14 protein-coding genes are annotated in these 19,429 nt (G+C 44.1%); 9 read left to right on the top strand and 5 right to left on the bottom strand.

From position 1 onward, the window contains the following. Positions 1–2 precede the first annotated feature (2 nt). On the bottom strand, positions 3–1,658 hold the full coding sequence (gene pstA / locus Q4592_RS14195; protein WP_303514207.1) for a phosphate ABC transporter permease PstA: 1,656 nt from the start codon (positions 1,656–1,658) through the stop codon (positions 3–5). Between the two features lie 21 nt (positions 1,659–1,679). Then, entirely contained in the window at positions 1,680–3,890 is a 2,211-nt protein-coding gene (locus tag Q4592_RS14190) for an ABC transporter permease subunit (RefSeq protein ID WP_161985059.1), read from the bottom strand. A gap of 322 nt (positions 3,891–4,212) precedes the next feature. Here Q4592_RS14190 and Q4592_RS14185 point away from each other — a divergent pair, with 322 nt between their 5' ends. The 4 genes from Q4592_RS14185 to Q4592_RS14170 all read left to right on the top strand — a co-directional run bounded on the left by Q4592_RS14185 (position 4,213) and on the right by Q4592_RS14170 (position 8,914). Beyond that, on the top strand, positions 4,213–4,716 hold the full coding sequence (locus tag Q4592_RS14185) for a glycine cleavage system protein R (RefSeq protein ID WP_303514203.1): 504 nt from the start codon (positions 4,213–4,215) through the stop codon (positions 4,714–4,716). Between the two features lie 36 nt (positions 4,717–4,752). Continuing rightward, a complete protein-coding gene (ppk1, locus tag Q4592_RS14180; RefSeq protein ID WP_137671439.1) occupies positions 4,753–6,834 on the top strand; it encodes a polyphosphate kinase 1 in 2,082 nt (693 codons plus the stop codon). Positions 6,835–7,045: 211 nt separating this feature from the next. Beyond that, positions 7,046–7,978, top strand: coding sequence for a LysR family transcriptional regulator (locus Q4592_RS14175; protein ID WP_303514199.1), 933 nt, complete (start codon positions 7,046–7,048; stop codon positions 7,976–7,978). Positions 7,979–8,059: 81 nt separating this feature from the next. Beyond that, on the top strand, positions 8,060–8,914 hold the full coding sequence (locus tag Q4592_RS14170; protein WP_137671441.1) for a hypothetical protein: 855 nt from the start codon (positions 8,060–8,062) through the stop codon (positions 8,912–8,914). A 94-nt stretch (positions 8,915–9,008) separates the two neighbouring features. Here the strand turns inward: Q4592_RS14170 and Q4592_RS14165 are convergent, their stop codons facing one another. Beyond that, positions 9,009–9,641, bottom strand: a complete 633-nt coding sequence (locus Q4592_RS14165) for an HD domain-containing protein (RefSeq protein WP_303514198.1) — start codon at positions 9,639–9,641, stop codon at positions 9,009–9,011. Positions 9,642–9,870: 229 nt separating this feature from the next. On the opposite strand from Q4592_RS14165, the gene Q4592_RS14160 reads away from it, so the two are divergent. The 5 genes from Q4592_RS14160 to Q4592_RS14140 all read left to right on the top strand — a co-directional run bounded on the left by Q4592_RS14160 (position 9,871) and on the right by Q4592_RS14140 (position 14,009). After that, positions 9,871–10,548: a DUF2975 domain-containing protein gene (locus Q4592_RS14160; protein ID WP_303514196.1), complete on the top strand. Its 678-nt coding sequence runs from the start codon at positions 9,871–9,873 to the stop codon at positions 10,546–10,548. Between the two features lie 12 nt (positions 10,549–10,560). Then, on the top strand, positions 10,561–10,779 hold the full coding sequence (locus Q4592_RS14155) for a helix-turn-helix transcriptional regulator (RefSeq protein WP_137671444.1): 219 nt from the start codon (positions 10,561–10,563) through the stop codon (positions 10,777–10,779). A gap of 51 nt (positions 10,780–10,830) precedes the next feature. Further along, positions 10,831–11,331 (top strand): hypothetical protein, encoded by a 501-nt coding sequence (locus Q4592_RS14150; protein WP_303514193.1) that lies wholly within the window; start codon positions 10,831–10,833, stop codon positions 11,329–11,331. Positions 11,332–12,085: 754 nt separating this feature from the next. Further along, entirely contained in the window at positions 12,086–12,895 is an 810-nt protein-coding gene (locus Q4592_RS14145) for a glycoside hydrolase family 11 protein (protein ID WP_303514190.1), read from the top strand. A 115-nt stretch (positions 12,896–13,010) separates the two neighbouring features. Beyond that, positions 13,011–14,009, top strand: coding sequence for a hypothetical protein (locus Q4592_RS14140; RefSeq protein WP_303514188.1), 999 nt, complete (start codon positions 13,011–13,013; stop codon positions 14,007–14,009). Between the two features lie 13 nt (positions 14,010–14,022). Here Q4592_RS14140 and Q4592_RS14135 read toward each other — a convergent pair whose 3' ends face one another. Beyond that, positions 14,023–16,140 (bottom strand): alpha-galactosidase, encoded by a 2,118-nt coding sequence (locus tag Q4592_RS14135; RefSeq protein WP_303514187.1) that lies wholly within the window; start codon positions 16,138–16,140, stop codon positions 14,023–14,025. After that, positions 16,137–19,265 carry a beta-galactosidase gene (locus Q4592_RS14130; RefSeq protein WP_303514185.1) on the bottom strand — a complete coding sequence of 1,043 codons (3,129 nt, stop codon included), beginning with the start codon at positions 19,263–19,265 and terminating at the stop codon, positions 16,137–16,139. Before Q4592_RS14130 ends, Q4592_RS14135 begins: the two co-directional genes overlap by 4 nt. Positions 19,266–19,429: the final 164 nt, after the last annotated feature.

Here is a 19,429-nt window from a genome sequence, read left to right as displayed (position 1 = left end):
GCTTATTGGTCTAACGTTTTAAACTTTTCACGTAAACGGTTACGGATTTGAATGGCTGCCAAGTTCAAGCCAATAATAACCGTTACCAATAAAAATGCAGTGGCATATACCAGAGGGCGTGCCGCTTCTACATTCGGGCTTTGGAAACCTACATCATAAATGTGGAATCCTAAGTGCATGAACTTACGCTCAAGGTGAATAAACGGGAAGTTACCATCTAAAGGTAAGGTTGGCGCTAGCTTCACCACACCTACTAACATTAATGGTGCTACTTCACCTGCTGCACGAGCTACCGCTAAAATTAATCCCGTCATAATGGCTGGGCTAGCCATAGGAATAACGATACGCCACAAGGTTTCTGCTTTGGTCGCACCTAACGCTAACGAACCTTGACGAACCGCACTTGGAATACGCGACAAGCCTTCTTCAGTGGAGACAATAACCACCGGTAAGGTAAGAATGGCTAAGGTTAAGGCTGCCCAAATAACCCCTGGCGAACCAAAGGTAGGTGTAGGTAAAGACTCTTGATAGAACAAGGAATCAATACTGCCACCTAGCATGTACACAAAGAAACCTAAGCCAAATACGCCGTATACAATAGATGGCACACCCGCTAAGTTAATCACCGCGATACGAATCAAGCGAGTCAAGCTGTTATTACCTGCATATTCGTGCAAGTAAATAGCGGCAACCACACCTAAGGGCGTAACAATAACCGCCATCAGCATTACCATGAATACCGTACCAAAGATGGCTGGAAATACCCCGCCCTCGGTATTCGCTTCACGCGGTTCAGATACAATAAACTTGGTTGCTTGATGTACCCAATGGCCTACTTTATCGAACCAGTTCATCTCGTTAGGGAAGAACACATCCAATACATTGTCCATTGGAATGGTCACCAACTCGCCACGCATATCGCGAATAACAAGTTGGTCACGACGCGCATCGTCTCGGTAAGCGAACAACTGTTTCTCTAATACCAAGTAATCTTGATGAAGCTGTTCTTCTTCAGCCTCAATACCCGCTAGGCGCTCAGCGGTTAACTCTTCAGCCATTTCGTATTTACGCTGTTTAAGGCGTAAACGCTCTAGGCTGTAGTTAATGCTACCAATATCGCTGCGTTGCAACGAGTCAGCTTGTTCAATAATGTCGTTTGAACGCTCTAACAGCTCATACAATGTTGTGTGGTCAGTATCTAAAGAAGCGTCAATTGTTTCGCCGCCTTTAACAATACCTTCAACGTAACCATAAAAGTTACCGTTGGTTCTACGCTCTACCACCGCAATATTTTCTGGGCGTGTCTTCGACAAGATTTCGTTTTCAGTTAGCCAGCGAAAATCTAGATCAACATATTCGCGGTTACCGGTTTTTATTAGAAAACGTTCTACAAAGTCGCCGTCTAAGCCTTCTAAGTTAGCGCCAGAGGCTTGTAAGCGCTCAATTGGCACTAACTCTGTTTCGTACAGTTCACCAATAACCGTTTGGTTTTTGCCAAACTGATGAACTTCCATTTCAAGCACTGGGCTTGGCCAGAAGTAAACTAAGCCTCGTGCGGCAATCAGTAGCAGTAATCCAATTACTGCTACTAAGCTTATGCTTACCGCACCGGCTGTCATCCAAATCCACGGGTTACCTGATTTAAACCACTTATTCATCGGTTAGTTCCCATATCCCTATTACAGCGAGCTGTATTTGTCGCGCAGACGTTGGCGCACAAATTCAGCAATGGTGTTAAATGCGAAGGTAAATACAAACAATACAAAGGCCGCTAAGAACAGCACTCGGTAATGTGAGCTTCCCACTTCAGACTCTGGCATTTCTACCGCGATGTTAGCTGACAAAGTACGCATACCCTGGAAAATACTCCAATCCATTACCGGAGTATTACCTGTAGCCATCAGTACAATCATGGTCTCGCCAACTGCGCGACCTAGGCCCATCATTACGGCCGAGAAAATACCTGGGCTGGCGGTAAGAATGACCACCTTAGTCAAGGTTTGCCAAGGCGTAGCACCTAACGCTAACGAGCCATTGCTCAAGTGCTTAGGCACCGAGAAAATCGCATCTTCGGCAATTGAGAAAATAGTCGGAATAACCGCAAAACCCATGGCTAAACCCACCACCATTGAGTTACGTTGGTCAAAACTAATCCCTAACTCGTTGGTCAGGTACAAACGTGCATCGCCGTCAAACATCCATTGCTCAAGCGCAGGACTAATTTGAATACAGCCCCAACCAATAAACAGTACTACTGGGATAAGCACGATGGCGTCCCAACCGTCTGGTAATAGTTGACGCACTTTCTTCGGCATTTTTGACCAAGCAAAAGCAGTTGCTAGGAAGCCGACCGGCAGTAACACCATAATGGCGATAACACCGGGTAAGTTGTCTTCAATAAGAGGGGCTAACCATAAGCCGGCTAAGAAGCCCAAGATTACCGTAGGTAAAGCTTCCATAATTTCAACGGTAGGCTTAACCACTTTACGTAGCGGCGCAGACATAAAGTAAGCGGTGTAAATAGCACCCGCTAAGGCAATGGGTGCAGCAAATAACATCGCATAAAAAGCAGCTTTAATGGTACCGAAGGAAATCGGCACTAAGCTCAATTTAGGCTCAAAGTCATCACTGGCCGAGGTTGATTGCCAAACATATTGCGGTTCTGGGTAACCTTCGTACCAAATTTTGCTCCACAATGCGCGCCAAGTTACTTCTGGGTGCTCATTATCTACGTGGTAAAATTCTAGGCCCTTCTCAGATTCTGTTAATAGGCCGCTGGCACGTGGTGAGAAGGCTAAACCAAAGGCTTTAGAGTCGGTCATCTCGCGCACTAAACGCCCACCGCCAGTAGTGTGAAATAGGGTAATAGACCCATCTTCGCCACTTACTGCAAACCCTTTGCGGAAATACTCAACACCAATCTCATTAATTTTAGTGCCAGCGTTAAATTCGCGAATTTGAGTGAGTTTACGTACGCCATCTTTAGCCACATCAAACCACTGAGTAATACTGCCGTTATCGTTTGCAACGATCAGCGAGCTAGCGCCAGTAAGTAAGGCAAGGTCTGTAACATTAGCGTCTTTACTGTTGATGAAATCAACCGAGTTTAAACGCACATCATCAATGTTTGAAATGTTGTAGTTTGCTAGTTGGTTACCGCTGCGAATATACAAACGACGCAAGTCAGGTGTGACCAACATTTGATCAACACTTTTTGGCAGACTCGGAATTTCAGCGAGTTCAGGCAACCATTCTAAAGACTCGCTAAACATGTCTTCTTCGGCTTCTAAACGTACCAACATGCCTCGACCATCTTCGGTAATGGCGGCCACTACTGCAGACTCTTCTTCGCGTTCAAACGCCAACTGAACAATAGGCTGCCCTTGGGCATCAATGCTCAATGCTTGCTCACCCATTGGGTAGTCTAAGCTCGGCGTAATTAAGCGTTTGTCGTTGGGGTAACTAACGCCAAACTTCGGCGCAACCACGTAAGCTGTACCTTCACGAGTACCGTAGGCCACTAAGCCTTGGTTTGGCACTGTGCGGTCTGCCGCAGTTATTTCTGCGTCAACTTGATAATCTGTAAACTCACGCGGCGTATCGGTTAGGTTGAAGAAACGTAAGCGACCATCACTGTTAAAGCGATAGGCAATTTCGTTTTGTTCTTCAACACCAATGGCCACGGTAGTATGACTATCGTTTAGCGGAATGGTTTTTGACTTTTCTAAGCTAGCCCCATAAAAAATAGGTGCTACCACGTACAATAAATAGAAGAAAATTAAGATCAACGCCAAAAGAACCACAATTCCGCCAGCACTTACGCTGTAGCGGGTTAGTCGGTCCTTAATTTGCCGCTGAGCACTACTATTAAATGACACTGACTGCGTCATATATCCCTCACAATTTAATAGATCTGGCGAAAGTATATGGCAGTTTTATGACAGTATTGTTACAGAGTGAAATACTAAAAAAAATGTCACAATTTTGAGGGCTTTAAGGGGCTTACTGTTCTATCATTAGCAAGCCAGTGTTACATTTGTATGTAGCTAATATTACAGTGAAATTATATTGCGTAGGTGGATGATTTTTCTTCAAGTGCGCGGGCTTACATCTTCCTAAATCAATAAAAGCTATGCATACTTTAATCCCTCGGTAATTACGCTTAGTTTTCTGCACTTAGCGCGATAACCTCCCCTACTAAGGAGCAACAAGATGAAACAACTCGTAGTCAGCGTAATTGGTAAAGACCGCCCAGGTATTGTAGACCAATTATCTTCTTTAGTAGTGCAACATAAAGGCAACTGGCTAGCCAGCAGTTTAACCGAGCTTGCCGGGCAGTTTGCCGGCATTCTGCATATAGAGGTAGACGAACAGCACTTAGCTAGCCTAAGCCATGCCTTACAAGATCAAGATGGCTTATTGGTTAACATCGCAGAAGGCGATAAAAGTGGCGATGCAGAGCAAGCTCAAGTGGCTATTACCGTTACTGCCAACGATCGAGTAGGCATTGTTAAAGAAGTCACTCAAGCGCTAAATGCACTAGGTGTTAGCATCACTGAAATAAACACCCTTGTTGCCAGCGCGCCTAACTGGGGCGGCCTTATCTTTACCGCGCATCTATTAGTACCTTGCGCTAATGAAGAGCAACTAGGCAATATTCAAGATTCTTTGGAATCACTAGCTGATGATTTGATGGTAGATTTTGACCAAGACTAGATGAGTAACTTAAGCAGTATTTTATATAGGTGACCAATGAGCGACAGTCTTTATATTGAGAAAGAGTTAAGTTGGCTTTCGTTTAACCAACGTGTTTTGCAAGAAGCCCAAGATCACTCCGTGCCTATCATCGAGCGAGTGCGCTTTTTAGGGATTTTTTCTAATAACCAAGATGAGTTTTATAAAGTACGCGTGGCAGCACTAAAACGCAGAATCATCTTAAATGAGTTAAAACAGAAAGACGACGGCTCGATCAAGTTACTTAGTGACGTGCAAGCCAAGCTTGCCGAACTACAGCAAGACTTTGATGAGACCTACCGGGAAATTATTCTCACATTAGCGCGCCGTAATATCTTCCTAATTAATGAAGATCAGTTAAGTGATAATCATCAAAACTGGGTGCGTAAATACTTTAAAGACAAAGTGCTTCGTCACATCACACCAATTGTTATTACCAAACGTACAGACTTGGTTCGCTTCTTAAAAGATGAGTACACCTACTTAGCGGTTGAAGTTAAAAAAGGGGATAAAGAAAGTCACTTGTTGATTGAGATCCCCACCGATACCCTACCGCGCTTTGTAGTATTGCCGCCAGATGGTTCTAAAACCCGCAAAACAATGATCATCTTAGATAATATTATCCGTTTTTGTTTGGATGATTTACTGCGTGGATTTTACGAGTACGACACCATATCGGCATACTCAATTAAAATGACCCGCGATGCAGACTACGATCTCACCGATGAGGTAGACCAAGGTTTATTAGAAAAAATGTCTGGAGGCATTAAACAGCGTTTAACAGCAGAACCGGTGCGTTTTGTTTACGACAGAGAAATGCCCAACAGTATGATCAAACGCTTGAGTAAAATGCTGCACATATCAAAACTAGACCACAGTGTAAGCGGCAGTCGTTATCATAACTTTAAAGACTTCATTGGCTTTCCAAATGTGGGCAGAAAGTACCTAGAAAACAACAAAATCCCGGCATTAAATTGCCGAGACTTTGATAGCTTTGATACTGTATTTGACGCTATCAGCGCGCGTGATATTTTGCTGTATTACCCTTACCACAAATTCCGTTATATCTCGGAGTTTGTTCGCCAAGCCTCGTTTGACCCTAAAGTCAGCAGCATCAAAATCAACATTTATCGGGTGGCCAAAAAATCTCACCTAATGAACTCGTTAATTGACGCTGCCAATAATGGCAAACGCGTCACCGTAGTGATTGAATTACGCGCACGTTTTGATGAAGGTGCAAACATTGGCTGGGCACAAATGCTCACCGATGCCGGCGTAAAAGTAGTCTTTGGCGTGCCCTCGCTAAAAGTGCACTCTAAGTTGTTGCTTGTTACACGTAAAGAAGGCGACCAACGGGTATTTTATAGCCATATTGGTACTGGTAACTTCCATGAAAAAACCGCCAAAATTTACACCGATTTTGCACTGTTTACTAAAAACCAAGAGATTGGCCAGGAAGTAGAAAACGTATTTCGTTTTATTCAGCAGCCTTATCGACGCTTTAAGTTCCAGCACTTAATTGTTTCGCCTAACGATACTCGTCGCCGCTTGTTCAGCTTAATTGATTACGAGATAAACCAAGCCAACTTAGGCCACCCTGCAGCCATTACTATTAAGGTAAACAACTTAGTTGATAAAGGCTTAGTGACCCGTTTGTATGCAGCAAGCAAAGCTGGGGTAAAAATTCGCATGGTGATCCGCGGCATGTGTTCATTAGTGCCAGGTTTAGAGGGGGTGAGCGACAATATCCGTATTATTAGTATTGTTGACCGCTTCTTAGAACACCCTCGAGTATTTCATTTCCACCACAGTGGAGAAGATCAAGTCTACATTGCCTCGTTCGACTGGATGACTCGAAACATTGAAGAGCGAGTTGAAGTGGGTGTACCGATTTACGATGAAGAATTAAAACAGCGGGTTATCGACTTACTAGAACTACAGTTTGCTGATACCACCAAGGCGCGAGTATTAGATGGCAAACAACAAAACTTGTATGTAAGCCGCGGTAATCGCCGTAAAATTCGCTCGCAAATTTGGACCCATGATTACCTAAAAGCCATTGAATCTAAGCCACGCCGAGTAATAACAAGTGATGAGTAATGTAAAATAAGCGAAGCGCTAACATTAAGCCGACACATCTTAACGTCGGCTTTTTTGTTACCGACACATCCATGTTAATACTCTTTCTTAGCCCTCCACGCAGTGTTCAGGTTTAGCTATAATCTCGCATAAATATCGACCAAATCAATATTAAATCTCAACATTAAATTACAATGCAGACATAAACACCAAATAATAAAAGATATTAAGAATGCGGCTCGATGAAATAGAGTTAGGCACACTAAAAGTACTGCTTGATTTACATCAAACCCAAAACACCTATAAAACAGCTGAACGTTTACAACTCTCTCAATCAAAAGTGGTTCGCCATTTAGCCAAAGCGCGAGAGATTTTAAATGATCGCCTGCTCATACGTTCTGGCAATCGTTTGGCGCCCACCAGCTATTTAGAAAAAATTGTAGAGCATATCCCTGGGCTATTACATGCTGCGCAGCAGGCCTTACAGAACGATAAACAAATTGACCCTTCACAACTAGAAGGTGAGCGAGTGATTATTTTAAATCGCCCTCTCATGTCTGTTTATGGTTCTCGTTTATACAAGGCGCTGTCAGACGCCGCTCCCAATGTTACTTGGTGCTTAGAGGAATGGGGTGAATCAAGTACAGAGAAGTTGCTGCAAGGTAGAGCTTGCTTAGGTGTGAACTTTTTTAACCGCTTTTTACCTAAATCAATCAGTCAAAAAGTCATCGCTAAAGATGAGTTTATCTTGCTCGTCAATCCGCAACACCCTTTAGCCACGTCTCCTCCAGAGACTTTAGACAGTATTTTTCATTGGCCTTTAATTATTTGGAATGCCAGTAACTGGAACGACTTACGTGCTCACTTCGACATGCTAGTTAATAACCTAAAAGTGGAGCCGCAAATCAGCCTAAAAACCGATAACTTTCTGTTAGCGATGAATGCATGTGAACAAAGCGAAGGGATATTGGCGGCAAGTCGCTCAATGCTGCCAGAAAAAACCAGCTTAGTCAGCGTGTCGTTGCCGCAAAGTCTAGAAGATTTTGCCGAAGGAGTCTCAGATATTGTAGTTTGCCTACGCCAGCAAAATAAAGACAATCCACTAAACGAATGGATTATATCGATAATAAACTCTATATCCAGCTCAAGTCAGAAATCGAATTAGTTAAAGTCACTACTGGGTATTTTACAAAAAACAGCTTATTTGTAAGATGCCGCCACTCAAACAGCTAACCCAGTAGTTACTATGACAAACCTAAATAACACGCTAATCGCATCGGCGATTTTAACCGCCCTGTTCTCACCGTTAAGCTTCGCTGAAGAAGTAGCAGCACCAACTGCTGATGAAGAGTTTCACGATGCCGATCCTCGTAACAGCAATTGGCGTGGAGGCATCGCAGCCGACCATAATGGCCAAATTAAACTCGCTGCTGGCGGTGGTAGCGGAACAGAAACAACCCAAACCACTTTATTAGGCGAGTACTACACCGAAAGTGACAACTTCCGCTTTCGTCTTGCTCACTTTGATGCGCGCTTTGGTGGCGTGTATACCGATTTATATCGTGTGACCGACCTTACTAACATGTATACCGCTGGTTACATGCTGCCGCTAAAAACTGCCGAAGGTACAATGTTCTTCCCATCTATCAACTACACCTATGTTGACTGGGATGTAGATGGTATTGGTAACAGCATTGATTCTAATTGCCGCAATTATGGTGACCTAGAAAATGGTTTATGCAAAGGCATTGCAGACTTTGGCGGCGCAAACGGAACCAACGTTGCAAAATTCTTAGGCTCAGACAACTCTCATATGAGCTCACTGAACCTCTACGTGTTACAGCCTTGGAACAATACCCACTACACAGTGCTTAATGCCAATATGGGTAAATCTTTTGATGGCGTAGAAATGAATGTGGTAAACCTAATGTGGTTACAAGGTATCCGTACTCATCTAGGTGATAACATCTTAAACATCTACTTAGAAGTGAAGTACGACGTGCTTGAAGTAGACAGTGCTTACTACAACCCGATTAGTAACAAAGGCAGTGTAAAGTCTGAGGAAACAATTGGAACGATAGGTTTCGATTTCCGTTTCTAAGTACTCAGTAATAATAGCGCTGACCAAGGATGGTTAGTACTCCACGTATTTAAACAACAGTCTAAGTACCTCAACATCAAAGTGAATGGCTGAACTAAAACGATAACTCACTTTTTAGCTGAGTTAAAAAACTCCGCATAAACTGACTGCGTATTTTGGCCTCTTTCTTAGCGGCGTCGGTATGCACCGTATCCTGAATTAACAATAATTTAGTAAAGAAATGATCGATGGTATACAGCGTGTCATTGGGAGTACGTTGCTCACATAAGGGATCATTGGTGTGATACAAATCTCTTCCTAATCCACTACCCACCTGAATACAGCGACTAATACCAATAGCACCTAAAGCATCTAAGCGATCGGCATCTTGAACAATTTTCGCTTCCAAGGTTTTCGGCTTAACTTGCCCACTATAACTATGCGCCACAATGGCATGATGAATGTCGGCCAAATAATCGGCGGAATAATCTATATCAGTCAAGAACGCTACTGCTTTATCTGCAGCAAGCATTGAGGCATTAGCACGCTGCGGATGGTTTTTAGCCAGCGTCACGCAGTCATGCAAGTAGGCCGCGGGTAAAACCACCGCTAACTTTGCGCCTTCTTGCTGACAAAACAACGTCGCTAAGCCAACAACTCGCAAAATATGATCAAGTTTATGGGCAGCATCAGCACAGACTTGCTGCTGTAAAAAGGCAAGGCATTTCGCTTCTAATTGATGGGTCATATTTGAGTTCATTTAGATGGGGCTACCGAAGGATGTAAGAAGTGCTAACGCTAACTAAATGAGACCTGCCTGTCAAAAGCAAAGCTCGCTATCAGCAAAGCTTAAGTTTATCTAAGAAACCTCTCTTATAAGTGTTTACTTTGAGAATTTTATCATTCATTATTTAATGATAAACGATAAATAAACATTGTTTATCGTAGAGGTTCGTCTAGCAGGGAGAACATAGACAATGCAGTCCATTGAGGCTATTAGTGCCGTAGGTAAAAGAATGCGGATCTTCTTATGGAGCTTAGTTGCACTAATATTAGTTTGTATGGTTGGTTTTCCTAGTGAGCTAGGTTTAGATATAGAACCAATGAAAAACAGCCCTTGGGTATATAGCTTTTACACTATTTTAGATATGTTGTTTGGCCCTCCCGAGTTACCCATTGACGAACTTTCATTATTACCACCCGAAGCGTTTTTCCCTCCAGAGCCTTTACCTATCTCAATGAGAGTGAGTTCGGTGGCAATTTTCTTTATCACCTCATTATTGATGGCTTCACTGGTATGGGAAATAGACCGGTTATTTAAGGCTTACAGTTTAGGTAAAGTATTCACCTTAGAAACCACTAACCATTTTCGTTGCATCGGCTGGACTTTAGTCGCCTTATTTATCGTGAATAGTGTGGCTAATTACCTTATCGAACACATCATGATTCCCTTTGATATTGAATTGAATCCGCCCTTTGCTCCCCCGCCAATGGAAGACTTATTTGGCCCGGTTCCACCGCCTCATGAGTGGGCAAGCATGGAATATATCTCTCTCGACTTTCCACTGTTATTAGCCGGCTTGTTTATGATTGTGATTGCTCACGTAATGCACTTGGGCGTGCAAATTCAAGCTGATGTAGATGCAACTATTTAGTGGGAGCGGTTCATGACAATAGTAATCAACTTAGATGTGATGCTAGCTAAAAGAAAAATGCGCTTAAATGAACTGTCTGAAGCAGTAGGAATATCAATACAGAATTTATCTATTTTGAAAACTGGCCGCGCTAAAGCGATCCGCTTTTCAACCCTAAATGCGATTTGTCAGGTTTTAGAATGCCAGCCTGGTGATTTGCTAGAGTACCAACCGGATCAGGATGCACCCTAAACCGGTTGGTTTGACATAAGCATGAAATACTAAGTCATTAAGGAATTTAGCATGAAATACCGACTTAAACAAAACTTGAGGTTACTCGCGCCATTGCTCGCTTTAGCGCTATACCTCGGTGGCGCGCAAGCCGAGGCCATCAAAGACTTCGAGCCATTTAATGACCCCTTTATAGTGGTTGATTACGACGCTTCTATCTCACGTTTACCGCTAGACAAACAACCTCAAGCGCTAGAATGGCGTGAGCAGATGCTAGCGTTAGAGTACCAACTAGATAGCAGCGAACTGGACGATAATGTGAAAGCTGAAATCAGCTTCAGTGTTCTTTATCAGCGCCTAGACCAACTGTTCTACGAGACTAAAACCGACCTTGTTAAAGTGAATGTACTGGAAAGTTTAACCCGCGAAGAACAGTTACAAGCCTTGAAGCTATGGCGAGACATTCAGCATAGTGAAATAGCCTTATTGAGTAATACTTATAATGAAGCGGAGGAACAAAAAATCTTTGAGAAGTACGCCAAGCTTGATGCTATTTTAGCCTCAATTAACTAATTTTATTCCGAATACCACTTTCTTTTTTGGTGCGCTATGGCGCACCCTTTTTTTACTCACTAAATACTTAATCTTTTGTGTAACACTCCTTCGCTTTAAGGTTTAGTTTCTAGGCCTCCTATGCTGGTTACTGCAGTCTCTAAATCACGAATATCATTTTCAGTCTTAACAATGAGTAGCAACGTTATGAGCTTTACTCTGAAAAAAGAAGTGGAGGCCTAAGGCAATAAGGAAGCAACATTTCTTATTGCAGCTGTTACAACAATAAACCCGCTAATAATAGAAAGATGCGGCGCTTCAAATGTTCATGAAAGCAGCAACTAACTATAAAGGGAATAAATGGGGCGAACTTGCCCCCTGCCTATCAAGCTTATTGCTTTAGTCTTGGTCGGTAAAGCTCATGGTAAGGCATACTTTGTTGCTACCTCACTGTAGCTAGCTGGCTTACAGGCTGGGTGATTCCCCCCTCTGCGATTAAATAGTACGATAAAACAATAGATTATTTCGTTCATTTTTTATCACTAGTCAATTTCGTTTTTTTGTAAACGGTAAAATTTCATCGCTTAGTATGATGCGCCCTTGTCTTTTAAATTTTGGGTTTGACCTAGAAATCTTACCAAGCCAATACTATACCCGTACAAAAAACGTACACAAATTCAAATAATTAAACATAGCATTTAACGAGTTGTATGGTCTTACGAAACGCATTCTCTGACTAGTTCGTTGGTAACCTAAACGGAATAGGAACACCCAAATGAAAACTCCACTTCTAGCCTTATCATTAGCATTTGGCTCATTACTTTCACTCACCCCGACTACAGCCTTAGCAGCCAGTATTGGTAAAACAATTTGTGACCCCGCAGCGGACTCTGATAATGGTTACGGCTCAGGCACCTACCGAGGCCACTTTTATTCGTGGTTTGAACTTAGCCAAAACAACATTAAAAGCTGTGATGTGAAAATCGGTTTTTATAATGATGCGGGACGCCATTATCGAGCCGAATGGAACATGGCCAAATCTTGGGGCGAAGACGCCATTGGTGGCCTAGGTTGGGAAAACGGTGCACGTTACAGAAAAATTGGTTACAACGTTGGCGAGCTCACCAGCAACTCAAATATTCAAAAAGCCTTAGTCGCACTTTATGGTTGGTCTTGCAGCGGCAGTAACTCCCAAGAGTACTATGTAGTAGACAGCTGGAAGGGCCCAGGTAAGTTTGTGCCTTGGGACGAAAATGAAGGAGCACCTGCGGAAAGTAAAGGCACCGTGAATGCCAACGGAGCCACCTACGACGTATATTTAGTTGACCGTAACGGCGCTCAATATTGTGGCAACGGTGATAGCCGACAATTCAAACAATATTGGAGTGTTCGTCGCTCCCCTACTTCCACAGGAAGTAACCAAGAACTGGATTTTGGCCCACATGCAAACCGCTGGGACAACTCAGATTTAGGCTTTAAAACCAACGGAATCGCCAATGGCTACCAGATCCTAGCCATTGAGGTTTTTGGCGATGCTAATCTTAATCACAAAGGCGCGGTAGATTTATCGCTTTGGTTACGCTAAAGCTCATTTGTGCAGAGACTAAGTAGCTTATTCCAGCTTAGTCTCTTCCATTTGAATGACTGTAAGATACTGGCGATTAAGCAAGCGCTGCAGCTTGGTCTGTTTGGAGAACACAATGAAAAACCTACGTTTGGCACTGTCTTTTGGTGCATGCTTTATTGCTGGCTACCTGGTTGCAGTTGTTTATCATCCAACAGGTGTCGATAGTCGCCATCAAACTGGCGCCATGCAAAGTGTCTCAGCACAACAAACGACAAATTCCAGATACGATACAAGCAGCACTCTTCATCCATCGAATAATGGCATCTCCTTAAATATGCAAACGGGCCATACCAACAATCCTATTGTTGCTACACCTACCAACAAACAAGCGCTTGAAAAGAGTCATCAAGAACAAACAGAGAATAAGTCAGCCCAGCGATTTGATGCACTTAAGCACTCGCTACGCAACGACCCCAACAGTTTAAATGATACGATTAGTCAACTTGAAAACCTAAGTATTGAAGACCCTGAATTCAACCTGCTGATATCCGCCATCAAAGGCGCATCAAACCCGCAAAGCGATGCCGCCTTATTTGAATTGGCCGAACAATATGCGATGCAAGCTGATCCGCAAACTCAACAGAAATTCATTGCGATATTGGCCAGCACCACAACAGATATTCAATCGGAGCAGTTAGTTAATAGCTTGGTAGATATGGCGGTGATAAATCACTCTGATAACTACAGCAGTGTTGAAGCACTTAACTTAATTAAACCTTATCAACTCAGCCAGGCTGACCGGGACATACTTACCCACGAGCTTGAAAGTAAGGTGTTTGAAACTGAAGGGGATGAGGCCGAGATGCTACTCTCACAGCTGATGCGCTTTAGTGCTAGTGAACAACGAAGTAAAATTGCCAGTAACATGCTAGAGGGTGACTCAAACATGCTGAAAGAAGCCGTATTTGACAACATTAACAGTGGCAGTATTCCTGCAGCAGAATCTTTAAAAAACCTGCTACTCGATATTGCATTTAATCAACAAAATCCACTAAGCGGCGAAGCGCAATACACCTTATTAAACAATTTTGCGCTTAGCCAGCAAGAATACACTCAACTGCAAAACCATTAAGCCAAGCACTAACTCAAGCTTGCTGGCTGAGTTTAAGCAGCATGGCGCTTTCAGGATCCATAATCGGCAGTTGAATGCCTAGCTTCATCAAGGTATCGCCACGGTAAGCGGCGTTGCTCTCCATCCAAGTGGGAAACTGTTTCATAATGTGTTTAAAATCAGGTTTATCTAGAACCTCAAGTGAATACATCGCTTGCGGATCAAGCCCAGTAAACCTCAACGCTCCCGGCAAGGTGTAATCCGGCATAGTGAGTTGCACAACCCAATAAACGCCCTCTCCTTGCTGCTGATCTTGCACCCCATAGGCTTGCCAAGAGCTATCGCTTGCAGCCAGCTGTAAAAAAGTTCCCCTGTGTAACAAAGGCCGTAGCGACTTATGTAAAGCGATATAGTGAGCGAACTGCTCACGTTGCTCAGCATCTACAGCTACAGGGTCAAGCTCCACTCCCATGTGGCCAACTAGCGCAGTCAATCCTCTAAAACCAATGCTGTGCTGTCGGTATGTAGTATGGCTATGCGCTGGACCAATATGGGAACCCATTACTTCAGGAGGGAAAAAGTACAACATCGCCGGCTGCATAATCTGTCGCTCTAAAGCATCGTTACTGTCCGATAACCAAAAACGGTGACTGCGTTTAAGCACTTCATAATCTATGCGCCCTCCTCCCGAAGAACAGCTTTCAATTTCTAACTGAGGATGGCGTTTAGCTAACTCATCCACCAAGGCGTAAAAAGCCTTAGTTTGGCGGTGTACCGCCGCTTCTCCTAAATGGCTAGGCTGCACCAGTTCTCGGTTCATGTCCCATTTTATGTATGAAATAGCATATTGGCTAAGTAAGCTATCGAGTCGCTCCAGCAAGTAGTCGAATACCTCGGTATTCTGTAAATCTAATACGTATTGGTAGCGCCCGGTTTTTTGTTCGTAGCCTGTTTGGCCCAGCACCCATTCAGGATGATTGCGATATAACGCTGAGTCTGGGTTGACCATTTCTGGCTCAAACCATAATCCAAACTCCATATCCAGTTGCTGAACATGGTCGATGACTTCTTCTAGGCCATTGGGGTATTTTTGAGTATCTAAGTACCAATCGCCCAAGCCAGCTTTATCGTGGTCTCGCCCCTGAAACCAGCCATCGTCGATAATAAAACGTTCTACGCCGATATCGGCGGCTAAGCTGGCCATCTTTTTGATGTAGCTTGGGTCGTGGTCAAAATAAATCCCTTCCCAAGTATTAAGGTGCACCGGGCGCGGTTTATCGGCTTGTGGGAAGCGTAAGATATGCGTACGCACAAACTTGTGAAAATTAGCACTCATTTGATTAAGGCCATTGGCCGAATAACACGCATACAAACTGGGCGTTTGATAACGCTGCCCTTTGGCTAACGATATTTCACCACTTAACAGCAGTTCTTCTGCTTGCAGCCAGCGCCGACCATCGGTTTTAACCCCACTTTGAATTTTGTGGTTACCGCTCCAAGCTAAATGAAATCCGTACACTTCGCCTCGCTGCTGGTTAAAGCCTTTCTCGCCAATCACCGCGCCAGGGAAATACTGATGTGAGGTGCGGCCACGACGATTCTCTTGTGCAATAATGCCGCGCTCTAGCGGCTGCCGATGCTGCTGAAACTCTTTGGTCCAACGTCCGTGTAAAGACAACAGTTCATTACTTTGCGCCGTTAGCGGCAAGGTTAAGGCTAAGCGCTGCAGGCTGTAATCAAGTTCTCCTAAATTTGTCACGCTTGATTGCATACTGAGTACATCGCTACTCTCATCTAAGTGCAGCGTAATTTCCAAGGCCAGCTGAGCCTGTTTATCTTGCGCAGTTATCAATAACGAAGAATGTTCCGACAACACACATTTAGCGCTAAAACGAGGACACCAGTCTTTGCCAGCTCTGTTGCCTTCTAAACCAGGGCTAGAGAACCACCCGTCACTCGCTTCTGGGCATACTGTAAGTGCTACATCCTCATCTAAACTGGCTTCACCTAAAGGTCTTGATATTGCGCCAAGTAAGTTGCTATCTATAGGCAAACTTAACTTACGCCCCCAATAAACGATTTCAGGCAAAGAATCAGTTTCTTTTAACAACACACTGCTGGTTTGACCGTACAAATGATAAATATTCATCATTTTAATCCTTGCAGCGAAAACTCTATTTGATAACGATAATGGCTATCGCTGACTTGATGCTTAGGGTGCACAGACGGGCTCCAAGAATCGTCTCCTCCTACGCCTTGATGGGCAATATCGAGCTGCACAAACACCGTTCCACTATCTGTTAGCTGGTAGTTATGAGTCGCCTGGCTAAGCTGCTGCTGGCTGTAACGCCTAGCAGCAAACTGTAAATGTGGTTGGCAGTTAATCGCTAGCGCCAAACCATCATCACGTTCAATTTCTAGCTGGCGAATCGCGCCGCGCCCGCCATTTTCGCTAGGAAAAATATACGGCGTATGTAAGTCGTCAATGCTCGATTGGTAACGGCTCACTATCGCGCTGGCCAAACGATCACGGTAGTTCTCATGTGGGCCTAAACCAAACCAACTTACTTGGCTAAACTGTTTGTCTAAGCTCAACTCCAAGCCCACACGCGGTAAAGGAGGAAGATAAGGCGCTGCATCTACCGCAGTACTCAACTCCACTTTATCAGCGCTAATCAAAAAGCGTTGTTCCACAGAAAAAGCCAAGCGATTCTCAAAGCTAAAATCGCTATCGCACTCAAGTTGCCAACAACCATTACTTAACTGTGAGAACTCAAACTTACTAACCGCACGCTCTAAATGATTCAGACCTGCGTTTTGCCAACGCGCTATCCAAGAATGAGGATCCATTTGGCTAGCTTCACTAACACCAATATCGTTGTCTAAAGGGGCACGATAGAAGTTATTAGCTAAAGGAGCAGTAAACAGCTCTTTGCCGTGTTTAACCCACGACACCCACTGTGCAGAAACACAATCAAAAACCACTGTTTGCTCCGAACTAACAAAGCTAATTAGGCGGTCTTTTTGCTGGCACGTCACCGCTGCTTTACTTAAGACAGGTTTAGCCAATAACCCCCCAACTGGCAGTTTAAATTGTTGCTGAGCCATTATATGCCCTGCTTCTGCCCATAGTGTCTTGCTGCTTAGGCTAACTTCTAACGTCAGCCAGAACTCTCCGTGGCGCTGTTTAGCCAGCGCACTGATTGCCTTAGCTGGAAGATGAAAGAGCAGGCTTTCACCTGCCGCTACATCAATTTCTAAGGAGCCTTGGTCAAACAGCTCGCCTTGCTGCTCTATGCGCCAATCTAAAGAAACATTTTGGCTATCGCTAAACAAGTACTCGTTGGTTATCCGAAAGGTTCCACTATCTAAGTCTTCTGCATGGATTTGCCAATACTGCTGCAAATACTTAATTTCAGCCAAACTTGGGTGCACCGTTCTATCGGGGAAAATTAATCCATTAATGCAAAACTGTCGGTCGTTGGGTTTGTCTCCAAAATCCCCGCCGTAAGCCCAGTATGCTTCGCCCGCATCTGTATACTTTGTTATTCCTTGATCAACCCAATCCCAAATAAAGCCGCCTTGTAAACGAGGGTGTAAACGAAAGGCTCGCCAATACTCATCGAGACTGCCTAAGCTATTCCCCATGGCATGGGCATATTCACAAAGGATTAGTGGCCGCCGCTCGTTAGGGTCGCCAATATGCGCAGTAATAGCGCGCTTAGGAATCCCCTCCCCACTGGTATCCCAATCAACTCGCGCATACATTGGGCAAAGAATATCGGTAGCTGGAGTATCTGCGCCGCCTCCTTCATATTGAATAGGTCGACTTGCATCCGCGTGTTTTAACCAGCCATACATTGCGTCGTGATTGCTGCCATAACCCGACTCATTACCAAGAGACCAAATAATAATTGAAGGATGATTTTTATCTCGAGCAACCATGCGTGTTACTCGCTGCATATATGCATGCATCCACTCAGGATCGTCTGACAAACGACACATAGGAAACATACCGTGGGTTTCTAAGTTGCTTTCATCCACCAGCAATAGGCCGTATTCATCACATAACTCGTACCAGCGAGGGTGGTTAGGGTAATGCGCGGTACGCACTGCATTAAAGTTGTTTTGCTTGAGTAGCTTAATGTCTTGCAACATACGCTGCTCTGTCATTACATGCCCCAACTCAGGATCATGTTCATGGCGATTAACGCCGCGAATCAGCAGGGCTTTGCCATTGAGCTTAAGCAAGCCATCAGATATTTCAATACAACGGAATCCTAGCGCACTTCGTTCAACGTCTAGCAATTCGCCTTTGGCGTTAAACAAGCTAATCACCGCTTGATACAAATGTGGCTGCTCGTCACTCCACAGTTTTGGGGAATGCACTGTTTGATCTATAAAAATGCGGTCGGCAAAACCACCTTTTTCGTCAATGGCCTTGTTATGGGTTTCGGCTTTAATCGGTGAATCGAATAAAGCACTCTGGCCATCAAATACCTGTAACTCGACATAACACTTCTCCATGTCGGCTAAACCAACACCCGCCAAGTGTATCTCTAGCATCAATTGAGCATCGCGGTAACAGGCATCTAAATCGGTGTTAATGCTAAAGTCGGCGATATGTAATTTAGGCTTGGCGTAAATACTTACGTCGCGGAAAATACCACTCAGCCACCACATATCTTGATCTTCTAAATAGCTACCATCGCTCCAACGGTAAACCACCACACACAGCTCATTGTCTCCTTGCCGCAGGTAGTGGCTAATATCAAACTCGCTGGCCAAACGGCTATCTTGGCCATACCCCACTAACTGACCATTAACTAAGACATGAAAGGCCGAATTTACGCCGTCAAAGCGCAAACGTACTTGCTGATGTTGCCAATCATCTTGATAACTAAAAGTACGTCGATAAACCCCGGTTGGGTTATCACTGGGTACCTGCGGCGGATTTACCGCAAAAGGATAAATGACATTGGTATAAATGGCCTTATCAAAGCCCTTTAATTGCCAGTTGCTAGGTACATCTATTGAGTGCCATTGCCCGGCCTTCCCCAATAACAACTCATCGCTAAGCTGCTCTGGCTGTGCCAACAAACAAAAACGCCACTCACCGTTTAAGCTAAGGCTGTGCTGTGGGCAAGTGTTGGCTAAAGCATCTTGAACGCTTGAAAAAGACTGAAGGGGAACGTGAGACAGTAAGCGATTTCGCTCTGTTACTGCGGGGTTTTCCCAGTCTCGCTGGGCTAGCAAATTGGCGCTTACAGGCGTCATTCTATTCTCCAATTCAGGCCAGAGGGCCAAATAATCAATGCTATTTTAAAAGTGCTGGCTTGATTTCAGTATCAAGCTGAAGCTTAGCCGCTTTATAAAAATAGCAGTCCCTAATTTACAGATGATTCTAGTAGGCCTAACGAGGCAATAATGCGAAGACCATC

It is taken from the genome of Agarivorans sp. 1_MG-2023 (assembly GCF_030548385.1).
Classification (GTDB): domain Bacteria; phylum Pseudomonadota; class Gammaproteobacteria; order Enterobacterales; family Celerinatantimonadaceae; genus Agarivorans.
This window is presented reverse-complemented; position numbering and strand designations above follow the sequence as displayed.

Coding starts and splice junctions, on each gene's coding strand:
- pstA (WP_303514207.1), bottom strand. CDS start 1,658: ATGAATAAGTGGTTTAAATCAGGTAACCCGTGGATTTGGATGACAGCC.
- Q4592_RS14190 (WP_161985059.1), bottom strand. CDS start 3,890: ATGACGCAGTCAGTGTCATTTAATAGTAGTGCTCAGCGGCAAATTAAG.
- Q4592_RS14185 (WP_303514203.1), top strand. CDS start 4,213: ATGAAACAACTCGTAGTCAGCGTAATTGGTAAAGACCGCCCAGGTATT.
- ppk1 (WP_137671439.1), top strand. CDS start 4,753: ATGAGCGACAGTCTTTATATTGAGAAAGAGTTAAGTTGGCTTTCGTTT.
- Q4592_RS14175 (WP_303514199.1), top strand. CDS start 7,046: ATGCGGCTCGATGAAATAGAGTTAGGCACACTAAAAGTACTGCTTGAT.
- Q4592_RS14170 (WP_137671441.1), top strand. CDS start 8,060: ATGACAAACCTAAATAACACGCTAATCGCATCGGCGATTTTAACCGCC.
- Q4592_RS14165 (WP_303514198.1), bottom strand. CDS start 9,641: ATGACCCATCAATTAGAAGCGAAATGCCTTGCCTTTTTACAGCAGCAA.
- Q4592_RS14160 (WP_303514196.1), top strand. CDS start 9,871: ATGCAGTCCATTGAGGCTATTAGTGCCGTAGGTAAAAGAATGCGGATC.
- Q4592_RS14155 (WP_137671444.1), top strand. CDS start 10,561: ATGACAATAGTAATCAACTTAGATGTGATGCTAGCTAAAAGAAAAATG.
- Q4592_RS14150 (WP_303514193.1), top strand. CDS start 10,831: ATGAAATACCGACTTAAACAAAACTTGAGGTTACTCGCGCCATTGCTC.
- Q4592_RS14145 (WP_303514190.1), top strand. CDS start 12,086: ATGAAAACTCCACTTCTAGCCTTATCATTAGCATTTGGCTCATTACTT.
- Q4592_RS14140 (WP_303514188.1), top strand. CDS start 13,011: ATGAAAAACCTACGTTTGGCACTGTCTTTTGGTGCATGCTTTATTGCT.
- Q4592_RS14135 (WP_303514187.1), bottom strand. CDS start 16,140: ATGATGAATATTTATCATTTGTACGGTCAAACCAGCAGTGTGTTGTTA.
- Q4592_RS14130 (WP_303514185.1), bottom strand. CDS start 19,265: ATGACGCCTGTAAGCGCCAATTTGCTAGCCCAGCGAGACTGGGAAAAC.